This window comes from Rhodopseudomonas palustris (genome assembly GCF_034479375.1).
Taxonomy (GTDB): Bacteria; Pseudomonadota; Alphaproteobacteria; order Rhizobiales; family Xanthobacteraceae; genus Rhodopseudomonas; species Rhodopseudomonas palustris_M.
This window is the reverse complement of record NZ_CP140155.1, coordinates 3,282,891-3,297,249: the sequence shown is the minus strand read 5'-3', so window position 1 is coordinate 3,297,249 and position 14,359 is coordinate 3,282,891. Positions and strand designations below refer to the sequence as shown.

Annotated in this window: 17 protein-coding genes; 15 read left to right on the top strand and 2 right to left on the bottom strand. The window is 67.6% G+C overall.

Annotation, left to right across the window (positions count from 1 at the left end; translation table 11 throughout):
- Positions 1-28 precede the first annotated feature (28 nt).
- The 11 genes from SR870_RS14955 (at position 29) to SR870_RS14905 (ending at position 9,013) form a co-directional block, all read left to right on the top strand.
- Positions 29-775, top strand: coding sequence for a YebC/PmpR family DNA-binding transcriptional regulator (locus tag SR870_RS14955; protein WP_322514330.1), 747 nt, complete (start codon positions 29-31; stop codon positions 773-775).
- A 61-nt stretch (positions 776-836) separates the two neighbouring features.
- Positions 837-1,361, top strand: a complete 525-nt coding sequence (gene ruvC / locus SR870_RS14950; RefSeq protein WP_322514329.1) for a crossover junction endodeoxyribonuclease RuvC — start codon at positions 837-839, stop codon at positions 1,359-1,361.
- Between the two features lie 238 nt (positions 1,362-1,599).
- Positions 1,600-2,217 (top strand): Holliday junction branch migration protein RuvA, encoded by a 618-nt coding sequence (gene ruvA, locus SR870_RS14945; protein WP_322514328.1) that lies wholly within the window; start codon positions 1,600-1,602, stop codon positions 2,215-2,217.
- A complete protein-coding gene (locus SR870_RS14940) occupies positions 2,214-2,642 on the top strand; it encodes a cytidine deaminase (RefSeq protein ID WP_322514327.1) in 429 nt (142 codons plus the stop codon). Before ruvA ends, SR870_RS14940 begins: the two co-directional genes overlap by 4 nt.
- Positions 2,643-2,873: 231 nt before the next feature.
- Positions 2,874-3,917 (top strand): Holliday junction branch migration DNA helicase RuvB, encoded by a 1,044-nt coding sequence (ruvB, locus tag SR870_RS14935; RefSeq protein ID WP_322514326.1) that lies wholly within the window; start codon positions 2,874-2,876, stop codon positions 3,915-3,917.
- A gap of 240 nt (positions 3,918-4,157) precedes the next feature.
- Complete coding sequence (locus SR870_RS14930; protein ID WP_322514325.1) at positions 4,158-4,379, top strand: type II toxin-antitoxin system HicB family antitoxin; 222 nt, start codon at positions 4,158-4,160, stop codon at positions 4,377-4,379.
- A 104-nt stretch (positions 4,380-4,483) separates the two neighbouring features.
- Positions 4,484-4,975: a tol-pal system-associated acyl-CoA thioesterase gene (ybgC, locus tag SR870_RS14925; protein ID WP_322514324.1), complete on the top strand. Its 492-nt coding sequence runs from the start codon at positions 4,484-4,486 to the stop codon at positions 4,973-4,975.
- A 90-nt stretch (positions 4,976-5,065) separates the two neighbouring features.
- Positions 5,066-6,379: an NAD(P)/FAD-dependent oxidoreductase gene (locus SR870_RS14920; protein ID WP_322514323.1), complete on the top strand. Its 1,314-nt coding sequence runs from the start codon at positions 5,066-5,068 to the stop codon at positions 6,377-6,379.
- Positions 6,380-6,585: 206 nt separating this feature from the next.
- The gene (locus tag SR870_RS14915) at positions 6,586-7,803 is read left to right on the top strand and encodes an OpgC domain-containing protein (protein WP_322514322.1); all 1,218 of its coding nucleotides are present in this window, start codon (positions 6,586-6,588) and stop codon (positions 7,801-7,803) included.
- Between the two features lie 57 nt (positions 7,804-7,860).
- Positions 7,861-8,328 (top strand): nuclear transport factor 2 family protein, encoded by a 468-nt coding sequence (locus SR870_RS14910; RefSeq protein ID WP_322514321.1) that lies wholly within the window; start codon positions 7,861-7,863, stop codon positions 8,326-8,328.
- Positions 8,329-8,467: 139 nt separating this feature from the next.
- The gene (locus SR870_RS14905) at positions 8,468-9,013 is read left to right on the top strand and encodes a TetR/AcrR family transcriptional regulator (protein ID WP_322514320.1); all 546 of its coding nucleotides are present in this window, start codon (positions 8,468-8,470) and stop codon (positions 9,011-9,013) included.
- A 157-nt stretch (positions 9,014-9,170) separates the two neighbouring features.
- Here SR870_RS14905 and SR870_RS14900 read toward each other — a convergent pair whose 3' ends face one another.
- Positions 9,171-10,364 (bottom strand): IS481 family transposase, encoded by a 1,194-nt coding sequence (locus SR870_RS14900; RefSeq protein ID WP_322514220.1) that lies wholly within the window; start codon positions 10,362-10,364, stop codon positions 9,171-9,173.
- A 251-nt stretch (positions 10,365-10,615) separates the two neighbouring features.
- Between SR870_RS14900 and SR870_RS14895 the strand changes: the two genes are divergently transcribed.
- From SR870_RS14895 to SR870_RS14885, 3 genes are all read left to right on the top strand, one after another.
- Positions 10,616-11,041 (top strand): VOC family protein, encoded by a 426-nt coding sequence (locus SR870_RS14895; RefSeq protein WP_322514319.1) that lies wholly within the window; start codon positions 10,616-10,618, stop codon positions 11,039-11,041.
- 173 nt (positions 11,042-11,214) lie between these two features.
- Positions 11,215-11,586: a YciI family protein gene (locus SR870_RS14890; protein ID WP_322514318.1), complete on the top strand. Its 372-nt coding sequence runs from the start codon at positions 11,215-11,217 to the stop codon at positions 11,584-11,586.
- Positions 11,583-12,842, top strand: a complete 1,260-nt coding sequence (locus SR870_RS14885; RefSeq protein WP_322514317.1) for an RNA polymerase sigma factor — start codon at positions 11,583-11,585, stop codon at positions 12,840-12,842. The genes SR870_RS14890 and SR870_RS14885 overlap by 4 nt, the downstream gene beginning before the upstream one ends.
- A 278-nt stretch (positions 12,843-13,120) precedes the next feature.
- Here SR870_RS14885 and SR870_RS14880 read toward each other — a convergent pair whose 3' ends face one another.
- On the bottom strand, positions 13,121-13,909 hold the full coding sequence (locus tag SR870_RS14880; RefSeq protein WP_322514316.1) for an SDR family oxidoreductase: 789 nt from the start codon (positions 13,907-13,909) through the stop codon (positions 13,121-13,123).
- Between the two features lie 239 nt (positions 13,910-14,148).
- Between SR870_RS14880 and SR870_RS14875 the strand changes: the two genes are divergently transcribed.
- Positions 14,149-14,325 carry a DUF2934 domain-containing protein gene (locus SR870_RS14875; protein WP_322514315.1) on the top strand — a complete coding sequence of 59 codons (177 nt, stop codon included), beginning with the start codon at positions 14,149-14,151 and terminating at the stop codon, positions 14,323-14,325.
- Positions 14,326-14,359: the final 34 nt, after the last annotated feature.

Below are 14,359 nucleotides of genomic sequence, written 5' to 3'. Positions count from 1 at the left end.
TTTCCCGATCGACCGCGAGAGAGACCGCATGGCCGGACATTCCCAATTCAAGAACATCATGCACCGCAAGGGCAAGCAGGATGCCCAGAGGTCCAAGGCGTTCAGCAAGCTGGCCCGCGAAATCACCGTCGCCGCCAAGCTCGGCACGCCGGACCCGGCGATGAACCCGCGGCTGCGCGCCGCGGTGATCGCCGCGCGGCAGGAGAACATGCCGAAGGACAATATCGAGCGCGCCATCAAGAAGGCGATCGGCGGCGACAGCGAGAACTACGACGAGATCCGCTACGAGGGCTATGGCCCCGGCGGCGTCGCGGTGATCGTCGAGGCGCTGACCGACAACCGCAACCGCGCCGCCTCCGACATCCGCTCGTTCTTCACCAAATCCGGCGGCAATCTCGGCGAAACCGGCTCGGTCTCGTTCATGTTCGACCGCACCGGCGTGATCGAATACGACGCCGGCGTCGCCTCCGCCGACGACATGCTGGACGCCGCGATCGAGGCCGGCGCCGACGACGTGCTGTCGTCCGAGACCGGCCACGAGGTGTTCGCCTCGCAGGACACGTTTCGCGACGTCGCCAAGGCGCTCGAAGCCAAGTTCGGCGAGGCCCGCAAGGCGGCGCTGATCTGGAAGCCGCAGAACACCGTCGCGGTCGACGACGAGACCGGCGAGAAGCTGTTCAAGCTGATGGATCACCTCAACGACCACGACGACGTCCAGAACGTCTACGCCAATTTCGAAGTGTCGGACGCGCTGATGGCGAAGATGGCGGGGTAGGCGGCCGCCTATCCTTCCTGTTTCTGTTTCGTTCACGTCTGTATGGCGTTATCACTGCGCCATGACGCTTCCGCCGATTCGCACCGCTGTCCGTATTCTCGGGATCGACCCCGGCCTTCGCCGCACCGGGTGGGGCGTGGTCGAGAGCGAGGGCAACCGGCTGGTATTCGTCGGCTGCGGCTCGGTCGAACCGAAGGACACGCTGCCGCTGGCGGAGCGGCTGCTGGCGATCCATCATGGTCTGGAGAAGGTGCTGGTCGAGTACGCGCCCGCCGAGGCCGCGGTCGAGCAGACCTTCGTCAACAAGGACGGCGCCGCCACGCTGAAGCTCGGCCAGGCGAGGGGCGTCGCGATGCTGGCGCCGGCGATGCACGGCATTCTGGTCGCCGAATACGCGCCGAACCAGGTCAAGAAGACCGTGGTCGGCGCCGGCCATGCCGACAAGACCCAGATCCAGATGATGCTGAAGATCCTGCTGCCCAAGGCCGATCCGCGCACAGCGGATGCCGCCGACGCCCTCGCCATCGCCATCACCCACGCCCACCACCGCGTCAGCGCGCAGCGGCTGAAGGCGGTGGGGGGATGAGGATAGAGGCGCTGATCAACATGTTCATCCTCACGCCTCTCCCCGCGCACAGCGCGCTCCCTCTCCCGCTTGCGGGAGAGGGCTGGGGTGAGGGCGAGCCGAGCACGGCTCTGGTGCGTGCGACGACCTCCACAAGCTCGGTGCCCGCGGCCCCCCACCCCCGACCCCTCCCCGCAAGGGGGAGGGGAGAACAGGCGCGTCGCTGCTTTGTAAGATCGCAGCTCCCCGGAGCCCGCGCATGATCGGCAAGCTCAAAGGCGTCATCGATTCCTACGGCGAGGACTACGTCGTGCTCGACGTCCACGGCGTCGGCTATCAGGTGCATTGCGCCAGCCGCACGCTGCAGGCGCTGCCGGCGCCGGGCGAGGCGGCGACGCTGTCGATCGAGACCTATGTGCGCGAGGACCAGATCAAGCTGTTCGGCTTCCGCACCGATACCGAGCGCGAATGGTTCCGGCTGCTGCAGACGGTGCAGAGCGTCGGCGCCAAGGTGGCGCTGGCGGTGCTCTCCACGCTGCCGCCGAACGAACTCGCCAACGCCATCGCGCTGCGTGACAAGGCCGCGGTGGCGCGCACGCCCGGCGTCGGCCCCAAGGTAGCCGAGCGCATCGTCACCGAGCTGAAGGACAAGGTGCCGGCGTTGAGCAACGTCGACCCCGCGGTGGTGCATCTGTCCGGCGCGCTCGACGATAACCGCGCGCCGCGCCCGGTTACTGATGCGATCTCGGCGCTGGTCAATCTCGGCTATGGCCAGCCGCAGGCCGCCGCTGCGATCGCGGCCGCGTCCCGCGCCGCCGGCGAGGACGCCGCGACCGCGCAACTGATCAAGCTCGGGCTCAAGGAGCTGTCGAAGTGAGTATCACCGATGCCGACCGCGAACTGATCGCCAGCGCGATCGACGCGATCACCAAACGCTATCGCAACGACTGGCAGGAGGTCGGCGCCGCGCTGTTGACCCGCTCGGGTCAGCGCTTCGTCGCGGTCAATCTCGACGCCTATTTGGGCCGGATGGCGGTGTGCGCCGAAGCGGTCGCGCTCGGGCAGGTGATCACGCAGCTCGGCGAAGCCGGCATCGATACCATCGTGGCGGTGCGCCACCCCAAGCCGCACGAGACCGATCGCGAAGTCCGCGTGGTGTCGCCCTGCGGCGCCTGCCGCGAACTGATCTGGGACTACGACCGGGGCGCCCGCGTGCTGGTGCCGGGCCCGGACGGCGCCGTCGAAGCCGTCGCGATCAGCGAATTGCTGCCGAACAAATACAGCCGGGAGCGGGTGTTGTGAGTTTGTATTTGGGAGTGAGTCAGACACGCGCACGGCGAGCTCCCTCCCCCCTTGCGGGGGAGGGTTGGGGTAGGGGGTGCCACGAGGATGGCGTCCCGTTGTGGCCCCCCACCCCCACCCCCGACCCCTCCCCGCAAGGGGGAGGGGAGAAGAGCTCAGTGCGCCCCCTCTCCCGCAAGCGGGAGAGGTTGCGCCGTGCCGGTTGGCGCGCCCCCATGCTATCCTCGCGCCATGACTGATCCCTCCCGCCTCGTCACCCCCGAGCGCCGCGGCGACGATCTCGGCGATGCGGCGTTGCGGCCGCAGAATCTGTCCGAGTTCGTCGGCCAGCAGCAGGCGCGCGCCAATCTGCAGGTGTTCATCGACGCCGCCCGAAAACGCAAAGAGGCGCTCGACCACGTGCTGTTCGTCGGGCCCCCCGGCCTCGGCAAGACAACACTGGCGCAGATCGTCGCGCGCGAACTCGGCGTCGGGTTTCGCGCCACCTCCGGCCCGGTGATCGCCAAGGCCGGCGATCTCGCCGCGCTGCTCACCAATCTCGAAGAACGCGACGTGCTGTTCATCGACGAGATCCATCGCCTCAGCCCCGCAGTGGAAGAAGTGCTGTATCCGGCGATGGAGGATTTCCAGCTCGATCTGATCATCGGCGAGGGCCCGGCGGCGCGCTCGGTCAAGATCGAGCTGTCGAAATTCACGCTGGTCGGCGCCACGACGCGCGCGGGCCTGCTGACCAATCCGCTGCGCGACCGCTTCGGCATTCCGGTGCGGCTGAATTTCTACACCATCGAGGAGCTGGAGAGCATCGTGCGGCGCGGCGCCCGCGTGCTCGGCACCGGCATCACCGCCGACGGCGCCAACGAGATCGCCCGCCGCGCCCGCGGCACGCCGCGCATCGCCGGGCGCTTGCTGCGCCGCGTCCGCGACTTCGCCTCCGCGGCGGACGCCGAAGCGATCGACCGCAGGATCGCCGACCATGCGCTCGGCGCGCTCGAAGTCGACGCCGCCGGCCTCGACGCGATGGACCGGCGTTACCTGTCCACCATCGCGCTGAACTACGGCGGCGGCCCGGTCGGCGTCGAAACCATGGCGGCGGCCTTGTCGGAGCCGCGCGACGCCATCGAGGACATCATCGAGCCCTATCTGATCCAGTGCGGCTACCTGCAGCGCACCCCGCGCGGCCGCCTGCTCACGCCCCACGCCTTCAAGCACTTGGGCCTCGCCGAGCCCGCGCGCGAGCCCGGGCAGTTCGGGCTGTTCGGCGGGGAGGAGGAATAGCCATGATGGCGGCGGATCTGCTCGATCGGATGCGCCGCAATCCGGCCGCGGATGGACGATCGCCGATGTCGAGAAGGTCTGCCACGATCACGGCCTGCTGTTCCGGGCCGGCAAGGGATCGCACTGCCACGCCAAACACCCGGCCGCGACGGAAATCCTGACGATCCCGGCGCGCCGGCCGATCAAGCCGGTCTACATCCGCAAGCTGGTGCACTATATTGAGGCGCACGGAGGCTCACGATGAAACTCGAATACAGCGTGCAGATCGACCGCCTGGGCGAAGCCGATGGTGGCGGCTATCTCGCGACGGTCCCTCAACTCCCGGGCTGCATGTCCGACGGAGCGACGCCGGAGGAGGCGCTGCACAACGTTCAAGAGGCGATCGGGTCCTGGATCGAGGCCGCCAAAACATGGAATCAGGACGTTCCCCGGCCGGCGCCGCCATTGGCGCGGGCCGGGTAAAGTCTCACGGACTCACCACCCGTCATGCCCGGGCTCGTCCCGGGCATCCACGTCTTGCGGCAGACGTTGCGTGAAGAACGTGGATGGCCGGGACGAGCCCGGCCATGACGACGTTGATAGCTTCCGCTTTTGCAATACAGGTAGAACAAGTGTCCCATCCCCTCGACGGCGCCATCAGCGACGGCGCCCATCACATGCAGGTCCGCGTCTATTACGAAGACACCGACTTTTCCGGAATCGTCTATCACGCCAACTATCTGCGCTTCATGGAGCGCGGGCGGACCAATTATCTGCGGCTGCTCGGCGCGGCGCAGAGCGAATTGTTCGCGGAGGCCGAGAGCGAGACGCCGGGCTTCGCCTTCGTGGTGCGGGCGATGCAGCTCGATTTCCTGAAATCGGCCAAGATGGACGATCTGCTCGACGTGATCACCCGCCCCGTAGAAGTCCGCGGCGCGTCGATCACGATGCATCAGCAGATCAGGCGCGGCGACGTCGTCTTGATGGAAGCGAGCGTCAAGGTCGCCTTCGTCTCCGGCGGTCGCGCCCGCCCGATCCCGGTACCATTACGGGTGGCGATGAAGGCCGACGTCGCCTGATCCTGGGCGCGGCGTTAGGGCGTTGCTAGGGAGACCCGGGCTTTGATGCTACACGGAACGCACCGGCGATCCGCTAGATTTGGATGCATCATGACCGACTCCACGCCCCACAGGATCGTCATCGTCGGCGGCGGCGCCGGCGGGCTCGAGCTCGCCACCGCGCTCGGCGACAAATACGGCAACTCCGACAATGTCCGCGTCACGCTGGTCGACCGCAGCCGCACCCACATCTGGAAGCCGCTGCTGCACGCGATCGCCGCCGGCTCGCTGCGGCGTTCGCAGCACGAGCTGAACTATCTGGCGCAGGCGCATTGGCATCATTTCCATTATCGCCTCGGCGAAATGGTCGGGCTCGACCGCGCCGCGAAGACGATCACGCTCGGCCCGGTGATCGACGAGGAAGGCCGCGAGATCAATCCGGCCAGCACCCTCGGCTACGACACGCTGGTGATCGCGGTCGGCAGCGTCACCAATGATTTCGGCACGCCGGGCGCCAAGGACTATGCGGTGCCGCTGGAGACGCCGGAACAGGCGACGCGGTTCAACCGCCGCATGGTCAATGCCTGCCTGCGCGCGCAGCATCAGCACGCGCCGATCGCGCCCGGCCAGCTTCATGTCGCGATCATCGGCGCCGGCGCTACCGGCACCGAACTCGCCGCCGAACTGCATCACACCGCGCGCGAAATCATCGCCTACGGGCTCGACAAGATCGATCCCGAGCACGACCTCAAGATCGTGCTGATCGAGGCTGCCGATCGCATCCTGCCGGCGCTGCCGCCGCGGATTTCGCAGGCGACGCTGCAATTGCTGCGGGATCTCGGCGTCGAGGTGCGGACACAGGCGCGCGTGGCCGAGGTTCTGGCCGACGGCATCCGGCTCGCCGACGGCGAGGTCGTTCCATCGGAACTGGTGGTATGGGCCGCCGGCGTGCGTGCGCCTGATTTCCTCAAGGAGATCGACGGGCTCGAGACCAACCGCATCAACCAGATCGTGGTCAGGCCGACGCTGCAGTCGAGCCGCGACGATGACGTGTTCGCGCTCGGCGATTGCGCGGCTTGCGCGATTCCCGGCTACGAGAACGGCATTCCGCCGCGCGCCCAGGCGGCGCATCAGGAAGCCGAGTTCATGCTGGCGCAGATCGAGAAGCGGCTGAAAGGCGAAGCGCTCGGCGAGTTCCAGTACCGCGATTTCGGCTCGCTGGTGTCGCTCGGCAAATACTCGACCGTCGGCAGCCTGATGGGCTCGCTGGTCAGCAAGAGCTTCATGATCGAAGGCTATTTCGCCCGCTTCATGTATCGCTCGCTGTACAAGATGCACGAGGCGGCGCTGTACGGCCGCGGCCGGACGCTGCTCAGCACGCTGTCCGGCAGCACCCGGCCGACGCCGACGGTGAAATTGCATTGAAGCCTGTTGCGGCGGGCGGCTCGATGCAGGCCGCCGCAACGACCACCGGGACTTTCACGCCGCATCGCGCAGGGCGCGAATGTCCGTGGCACGCGGGACACACGCGATCCTTTGTCGCTCGGATCACAGGGGAGCCGTGGCGCGGGTCGGAATAGATTGCCCGGCGTGAGATGATTCGAGCCGAGACAACGGGGGAGGGCAGGCGCGTGGAGGCAAGCAACGAGACGCCGCGCAATTCCGCGGCCGGCCCCGGCGAACGCGATCTCCGGCTCGATTTCCTGCGCGGCGTCGGCCAGTGGATGATCTTCGTCGATCACATCCCCTACAACGTGCTGAGCTGGTTCACGCTGCGCAATTACGGCTTCTGCGACGCCGCCGAATTCTTCGTCTACATCTCCGGCTATTCGATCGGCTTCGCCTATGGCCCGGCGGTCCGGCGCGGCGAGATGGTCGCCGCAATCAAGCGGCTGTGGACCCGCGCGGCGCAGCTCTATGTCGCGCACGTCTTCCTGTTCCTGTTCTTCACCGCGCAGATCGCGCGCGCCGCGCGGCGCTTCGACAATCCGATGTACAAGGACGAGTTCAACGTCGCGCAATTCCTCGCCGCCCCCGACATCATGATCCAGCAGGCGCTGCTGCTGACCTACAAGCCGGTCAATCTCGACGTGCTGCCGCTGTACATCGTGTTCGTGGTCGCGGCGCCGCTGGTGCTGTGGGGGCTGCTGCGCCGTCCGCACTGGACGCTGGCCGCCTCCGGCCTGCTGTATCTGGTGTCGCGTCATTTCGGCTGGAACCTGCCCTCGTTCCCGGACGGGCATTGGTACTTCAACCCGTTCGCCTGGCAGTTCCTGTTCGTGTTCGGAATCTGGTGCGGCTTCGGTAACGGCCCGAAGGTGCGGCCGTGGGTGAAATCCTGGCCGAACCAGACGCTGTCCTGGGTGATCGTGCTGGTCGCGTTCGTGATCGCGATGTCGTGGAATTTCGAGGCGCTCTACGGGCTGGTGCCCGAGTCCGTCGGCAAGCTGATCTATCCGATCGACAAGACGAGTCTCGCGCCGCTGCGGCTGATCCACTTCCTGGCGCTGCTGGCGATCGTGGTGAAGCTGCTGCCGCCGGATCTGCCGGCGCTGCGGTCGCGGCGGCTGTATCCGATCATTCTGTGCGGCCAGCGCTCGCTGCCGGTGTTCTGCGTCGGCGTGATCCTGTCCTTCACCGCGCACTGGATTCTGGTGCAGATCTCCGGCGGCATCGCCATGCAGATCTTCGTCAGCGTCGCCGGCATCGGCCTGCTGGTCGCCGTCGCCTGGGTCGCGACCTGGTATCGCAGCCTGCCGACGCTGTTCACCGTGCCGGTGACGATGCCGGTGGAGGAGGAGCGGCCGCCGGCGGCGAAGGCCGGCGCGGAGGACACGGCGCGCGCTTGACTCGCTGTACCGATCGGTACAATCTCGGCGGCGTCGCAATCGCCTCGGAGAAGATCGATGTCGCGCCCGCCATTGCCGCCGTTCACCCGCGAGACCGCCGCGCAGAAGGCGCGGATGGCGGAGGACGCCTGGAATTCCCGCGATCCGGTGAAAGTATCGCTGGCCTATACGCCCGACAGCCGCTGGCGCAATCGGTCCGACTTCTTTCAGGGCCGCGACGCGATCGTCGATTTCCTCACCCGGAAATGGGCGAAGGAGCACGAATACCGGCTGATCAAGGATCTGTGGGCGTTCGACCGCAATTTCATCGCGGTGCGGTTTCAATACGAATGGCACGACGATGCCGGGCAGTGGCATCGCTCCTACGGCAACGAACAATGGGAGTTCGACGACGCCGGCCTGATGCGCCGCCGCGAGGCCAGCATCAACGACGTCGCGATCGAGGACAGCGACCGCCGCTTCCACTGGCCGGCGCCGGGGCCTCGCCCGGCCGAGGTGCCGGGACTGGCGGCTGAGCCGTTTTGAGCGCCGACGCGCAAGTGATAATAACAGCGCCTACCCCCCTTCGTCATGCCCGGGCTTGTCCCGGGCATCCACGTTCTTCGGCGCGCGCGACCGGAAAGACGTGGATGGCCGGGACGAGCCCGGCCATGACGGGGGTGGGATGACCGATCGCGCCGCGCTGCTGCCGCTGCTCGGCGAGGTGTTCCGCGCCCACGGCTACGAGGGCGCGTCGCTGGCGCTGATCTCGCAGGCGACCGGGCTCGGCAAGGGCAGCCTGTATCACTTCTTTCCGGGCGGCAAGAAGCAGATGGCCGAGGAGGTGCTGGCCGAGATCGACGGCTGGTTCGAGACCCACATCTTCGCGCCGCTGCGCGACACCGACGATCCGCGCGCCGCGATCGCCGCGATGCTCGCCGGCGTCGACGATTACTTCCGCTCCGGCGCCCGGGTCTGCCTGGTCGGCGTCATCGCGCTCGGCCACGCCCGCGACGACTTCGCCGCGCCGGTCAACGATTACTTCCTGCGCTGGCAGGAGGCGCTCGCCACAGCACTCCGCCGCCACGGCCTCGGCGCGGCCGTCGCCCGGCGGCGCGCCGAAGATGCCGTGCTGACGATCCAGGGCGCCCTGGTCCTCGCCCGCGCCCGCAACGACGCGAAGGTGTTCACCCGCGCGCTGGCGGAACTGAAAGTAAGGTTGCTAGCCTAGACGTCCCGTTCGCCTCGCCGTGAAGTCCTTCAACGAGCACCGCGCAACCTCTCCCGCCTGCGGGAGAGGTCGGATCGCGCAGCGATCCGGGTGAGGGCACTCCCATCCGCGGATCGCAGACTCCGTGCCCTGTTCAACCGGCATGATTCCCGACACTTTAGACCGGGATGATTGTCGACAGGTCTTTGTCCGCGTGTTGCGGCGCGTAGCGCAGCCCCTCTCGGGGCGGAGCGAAGCGACGGAACACGCGGAGGCGATCGATCAGGCCGATGTCGTAGTGGCAGAACCGCACGATCTGGTCGCCGTTGTCGAGTTCGGCGATGCCGATCGGTTCTCCGATCAGCGCCTCGCTGATGAAGATGCGCTCGCCGTGCCACATGATCTCGCCGGAGCTGCGGACCCGCCGCACCTCGTGGTCGGCGTCGTACCAGGGGTCCGCGATCCGGTCCGGCATCTGCCGCGTCGAGACGGTGTAGAGTTCGGCCGGCGGTCGCTGGCCGAGCGCCTCGTGCGGGCGCTCCCGATTGTAGTGATCGCGGAAGGCATCGAAGCGGGACTGCTGCTGGGTCGCCGTGGCCGCCGGCGGGCGCGAGGTCTGTGCCTTCAGGGTCCGATGCATCCGCTCGTGACGGCCGTTCTCCTGCGGCGAGGCTGGATGCACGAAATGCGGCTCGATCCCGAGCTTGAGCCACCAGGCCGACAGCCGGGTCAGCCCGCAGGCGCCGGTCGAACCGAACGGCGAGCCGTTGTCGCAGCGGATCGCCCGCGGCAGGCCATGGCGGCGGAAGGCATCGAGAAACAACGGCATCGTGGCGTCGATGGTTTGCGGCGTGATGGCGATGTCGAACAGATAGCGGCTGAAACCGTCGGTCAGCGTCAAGGGATCGATCCGGGTGCCGTCGCGGGTCCGAAACCAGCCCTTGAAGTCGGCCGCCCATTCGTCGTTCGGCGCGCTCACCGCTGCAAACGGTCGTTGCTGAGCCAGCGCCGGCCGCCGCCGCCTGACCGGCGCGATCAGCCCGGCCTGCTTCAACAATCCGCCGATCGTCGAGGCCGAAGGCCACGCGTTCTCCGGATGCTTGCGCCGCAGGATCGCCAGAAGCTTGCGCGGACCCATGTGCGGAAACCGGCGCCGCAGATCGACGATCGTCGCAACCAGTGCGGCATCGGTCCGCTGCGGGCAATGATGCGGAGCATGCGAGCGGTCCACGAACCAGTCCTCGGCCCCGCTGTCCCGACGCCGCCGCCACTCGTAGAACGTGTCTCGACTGACCCCGTAGCGCCGGCACAGATCCGACACGCTCCAATGGCCGCTCGCATGCTCCGACAGCATCCGCACCCGCTGTTCCATCCGACAGGTCTCCACAAAAGGCATCGGCGGTCCTCCCTCCGATGCAGTGTGAACTGTCGACAATCACCCCGGTCTGAACTGTCAGGAATCTATCCGGTCCGTACCCCCGGCTCGCCCTCACCCCAGCCCTCTCCCGCAGGCGGGAGAGGGGGCAGGCGGTGCCCGCGGGGGCCGCCAGAAAAAGTCGCGGCCGCTGTCGGCAGCGCCGCGCTCCGTTCGTCCTGCGGAGGCTCATCAGCCAGGAGACTCCCATGACCGCGCCCCAGATCGTCACCCCGCATCTCGTCGTCCGCGACGCCAATGCGGCGATCGAGTTCTACAAACAGGCGCTCGGCGCCAGCGAGGCGGTGCGGATGCCGGCCGAGGACGGCAAGCGGCTGCTGCACGCCGAGATCCAGGTCGACGGCGCGCGGATTTTTCTCGCCGATCATTTCCCCGAATATTGCGCCCAGCATGGCGACGAGGCGGTGATGCCGCCGAACGAGCTGAAGGGCACCGCGGTGACGATGCATCTCGAGGTGCAGGATTGCGACGCCGCGGTGGCGCGTGCGAAGGCGGCCGGCGCGATCGTGACGATGGAACCGTGGGATGCGTTCTGGGGCGCGCGCTATGCCCGCGTCGTCGACCCGTTCGGCCATTCCTGGAGCTTCGCGCATCCGCTGCCGGCGGCGACGTAATCGTCATTGCGAGCGAAGCGAAGCAATCCAGAGAAGCGGGCACTGCGCTGGATTGCCTCGTCGCTGCGCTCCTCGCGATGACGGATCCGCCAGGCTTGGCTGCTGCAACTTTGTCGGCCATGCTGGCGGGCCACGGCGACGTCGATCGTCGTGCAAAAGGGAGACTCGTCCGCATGCTCTACGCCATCCTTTGCTATCACGACGAGGACTTCGTCGGCTCCTGGAGCCGCGAGGAGGACGCGGCGGTGATGGAGAAGCTGGCCGTCGTGCACGGCAAGCTCGCCGGGCAGGGCCGGCTCGGCCCGGTGGCGCGGCTGCTGCCGACCACGGCGGCGACCACGCTGCGCAAGGATTCCGAGCCGCCCGTGGTGATCGATGGCCCGTTCGCCGAGACCAAGGAGCAGTTGCTCGGCTTCTATGTAGTCGACTGCGCCGACCTCGACGGCGCGCTCGATGTCGCGCGCGATCTCGCTTTGGCCAATCCCGGCGGCGCCTATGAAATCCGCCCGATCGGCCTGTTCATGCCCGGAGCCGCGCAGCCATGACCGACCTCGCCTGGATCGACACCGCGCTCACCGCGGCGCGGCCCCAGGCGGTCGGCGCGCTGCTGCGCTATTTCCGCGATCTCGACACCGCCGAGGAGGCGTTCCAGAACGCCTGCCTGCGCGCGCTGAAAGCCTGGCCGCAGAACGGCCCGCCGCGCGATCCGGCGGCGTGGCTGATCATGGTCGGCCGCAACGTCGCGATCGACGACATCCGCCGCAGCAAGAAGCAGCAGCCGCTGCCCGACGACGAACTGATCTCCGATCTCGACGATGCCGAGGCGGCGCTCGCCGAGCGGCTCGACGGCTCGCATTATCGCGACGACATCCTGCGGCTGTTGTTCATCTGCTGCCATCCCGAACTGCCGCCGACCCAGCAGATCGCGCTGGCGCTGCGCATCGTCTCGGGGCTGACCGTGCCGCAGATCGCGCGCGCCTTCCTGGTGTCGGACGCCGCGATGGAGCAGCGGATCACCCGGGCGAAGGCGAAAGTCGCGCGCGCGCGCGTGCCGTTCGAAACGCCCGGTGCGCCGGCGCGCAGCGAGCGGCTGGGCTCCGTGGCGGCGATGATCTATCTCGTCTTCAACGAGGGCTATTCCGCTTCGGGCGACGCCGCCGGCGTGCGCGCGCCGCTGTGCGAGGAGGCGATCCGGCTGGCGCGGCTGCTGCTGCGGCTGTTTCCGTCCGAGCCCGAGATCATGGGGCTGACCGCCTTGATGCTGCTGCAGCATGCCCGCGCGCCGGCGCGGTTCGATGCCGGCGGCGAGATCGTGCTGCTCGACGAGCAGGACCGCAGCCTGTGGAACGTCGCGATGATCGCCGAGGGCTTGGCGCTGATCGACAAGGCGATGCGCCATCGCCGCCCCGGCGCGTATCAGATCCAGGCCGCGATCGCCGCCCTGCACGCCCGCGCCAGCAGGCCCGAGGACACCGACTGGACGCAGATCGATCTGTTGTACGGCGCGCTGGAGATTTTGCAGCCGTCGCCGGTAGTGACGCTCAACCGCGCCGTCGCGGTGTCGAAGGTCCGCGGCGCCGACGCCGCGCTGGCGATGATCGCGCCGCTGGAAGACAGACTGTCGAACTACTTCCATTATTTCGGCGCCAAGGGTGCGCTGCTGCTGCAACTGGACCGCCGCAACGAGGCCCGCATCGCCTTCGACCGCGCCATCGCGCTGGCGCGAACCACCGCCGAGGCCGCGCATATCCGGATGCATCTCGACCGCTTGAAACGAGAGAGCGAGGCGGCTGGAACGTAGTCTCTGGATGTCGGTCGGACGCCCCTAGGATCGACTGCACTGCTCGCGTCGCCCTCACCCCAACCCTCTCCCGCAAGCGGGAGAGGGAGACCTGCCGAACGCGGAGAGATGCCGTGCATCAAATCGAATGATGTAGCATCGCGCATCAAACGGTTTCAGAATCTCATCTCCTTCGAGATGATCCGTCATTCTCGCCCCAAGCACAACGCGCCCCCTCTCCCGCTTGCGGGAGAGGGTTGGGGTGAGGGCGAGCCGAGCGCTGAGCTCGCGTTCGCTGACTACCCGTTCCGCCGCTCGCCGCGCAGGGTCGGCAGGCCGATGCCGGCGGCGTCGAAGCCGCCGTCGACGGCCAGAATTTGCCCGGTGATGTAGCTGGCGCGCGCGCTGCACAGGAAGTGGATCGCCTCCGCCAGCTCTTCCTCCAGCCCGTAGCGGCCGAGCGGGATCGCGTCGCGATAGTCGGCGCGGATCTCCGGCGTGTGCACCGCCTTGGCCATCGCGGTCTCGACCGGTCCGGGGGCGACGCCGTTGACGCGGATGCCGAGCGCGGCGAGCTCGACCGCGCATTGCTTGGTGAGATGCGCGAGGCCGGCCTTGCTGGCGCCGTAGGCGACCCGCAGCGTCGAGGCGCGCAGCGCCGAGATCGAGGTGATGTTGACGATCGCACCGCCGCCACTGTCGCGCAGCAGCGGCACCGCGGCCTGGATCACCAGGAACGGCCCGGTGAGATTGACCTCGATCACCCGCTGCCATTCCTCGGGCATGGTGTCCATCAGCGGCTTGAACACCGCAATGCCGGCATTGTTGACCACCGCGTCGAGCCGGCCGAACCGGGTCGCGATCGCGTCGACGCCACCCGCGACCGCGCCGGCATCGGAAACATCGCAAGGCAGCGCCAGCGTCCGCTCCGGCTCGGCCAGGTGGGCGATCGTTGCGGCCAGCCCGTCGCCGTCGATATCGAGCAGCGCGACGCGCCAGCCGTCCGCGAGAAAGCGCCGCGCCGCCGCGAGCCCGATGCCGCGCGCGGCGCCGGTGACGAGTGCGACTTTTTGCATGGAAGCGATCATGAATGGTCCTGTGATTTCCGTTGTCGAGCCGGCGGGTGCATCCGTTAGCACAGCGCCGGATGACGGAAAGTGGCGTTGTTACCGCGCAGTGGGGATTTTCCTGACGCGGCCCGCCGCCGGCCTGCGCGCGAATATCGCAGCGGGATCTCGTCAGGAACCAGTTGCTGACATCAGGATTACACCAAACTGAAATAGAGAAACCTGCGCGTTGCACGCAACGCATCTGACCGGAGGCAGCCATGGACGACGAACTGACGCAGCGTATCCGACACCGTGCCCGCGAGAAGTGGGAATTGGCCGGCTACCCGGAGGACCGCAGCGAGGAATTCTGGCTGGAAGCGGAAAAGGAAGTCCGCGGCGAGCAGGAGACCTACACCGAGATGAAGTCCGATCCGAGCGTGACGACGAATAGCTGATCAGCCGTTTCTTCGTCGGATCTTCGGCATCCGA

Excerpts from the sequence above, each read along its gene's own strand:
- SR870_RS14955 (WP_322514330.1), top strand. The coding sequence starts at position 29 with ATGGCCGGACATTCCCAATTCAAGAACATCATGCACCGCAAGGGCAAG.
- ruvC (WP_322514329.1), top strand. The coding sequence starts at position 837 with ATGACGCTTCCGCCGATTCGCACCGCTGTCCGTATTCTCGGGATCGAC.
- ruvA (WP_322514328.1), top strand. The coding sequence starts at position 1,600 with ATGATCGGCAAGCTCAAAGGCGTCATCGATTCCTACGGCGAGGACTAC.
- ruvB (WP_322514326.1), top strand. The coding sequence starts at position 2,874 with ATGACTGATCCCTCCCGCCTCGTCACCCCCGAGCGCCGCGGCGACGAT.
- SR870_RS14930 (WP_322514325.1), top strand. The coding sequence starts at position 4,158 with ATGAAACTCGAATACAGCGTGCAGATCGACCGCCTGGGCGAAGCCGAT.
- ybgC (WP_322514324.1), top strand. The coding sequence starts at position 4,484 with ATGACGACGTTGATAGCTTCCGCTTTTGCAATACAGGTAGAACAAGTG.
- SR870_RS14920 (WP_322514323.1), top strand. The coding sequence starts at position 5,066 with ATGACCGACTCCACGCCCCACAGGATCGTCATCGTCGGCGGCGGCGCC.
- SR870_RS14910 (WP_322514321.1), top strand. The coding sequence starts at position 7,861 with ATGTCGCGCCCGCCATTGCCGCCGTTCACCCGCGAGACCGCCGCGCAG.
- SR870_RS14905 (WP_322514320.1), top strand. The coding sequence starts at position 8,468 with ATGACCGATCGCGCCGCGCTGCTGCCGCTGCTCGGCGAGGTGTTCCGC.
- SR870_RS14900 (WP_322514220.1), bottom strand. The coding sequence starts at position 10,364 with ATGGAACAGCGGGTGCGGATGCTGTCGGAGCATGCGAGCGGCCATTGG.
- SR870_RS14895 (WP_322514319.1), top strand. The coding sequence starts at position 10,616 with ATGACCGCGCCCCAGATCGTCACCCCGCATCTCGTCGTCCGCGACGCC.
- SR870_RS14890 (WP_322514318.1), top strand. The coding sequence starts at position 11,215 with ATGCTCTACGCCATCCTTTGCTATCACGACGAGGACTTCGTCGGCTCC.
- SR870_RS14885 (WP_322514317.1), top strand. The coding sequence starts at position 11,583 with ATGACCGACCTCGCCTGGATCGACACCGCGCTCACCGCGGCGCGGCCC.
- SR870_RS14880 (WP_322514316.1), bottom strand. The coding sequence starts at position 13,909 with ATGATCGCTTCCATGCAAAAAGTCGCACTCGTCACCGGCGCCGCGCGC.
- SR870_RS14875 (WP_322514315.1), top strand. The coding sequence starts at position 14,149 with ATGGACGACGAACTGACGCAGCGTATCCGACACCGTGCCCGCGAGAAG.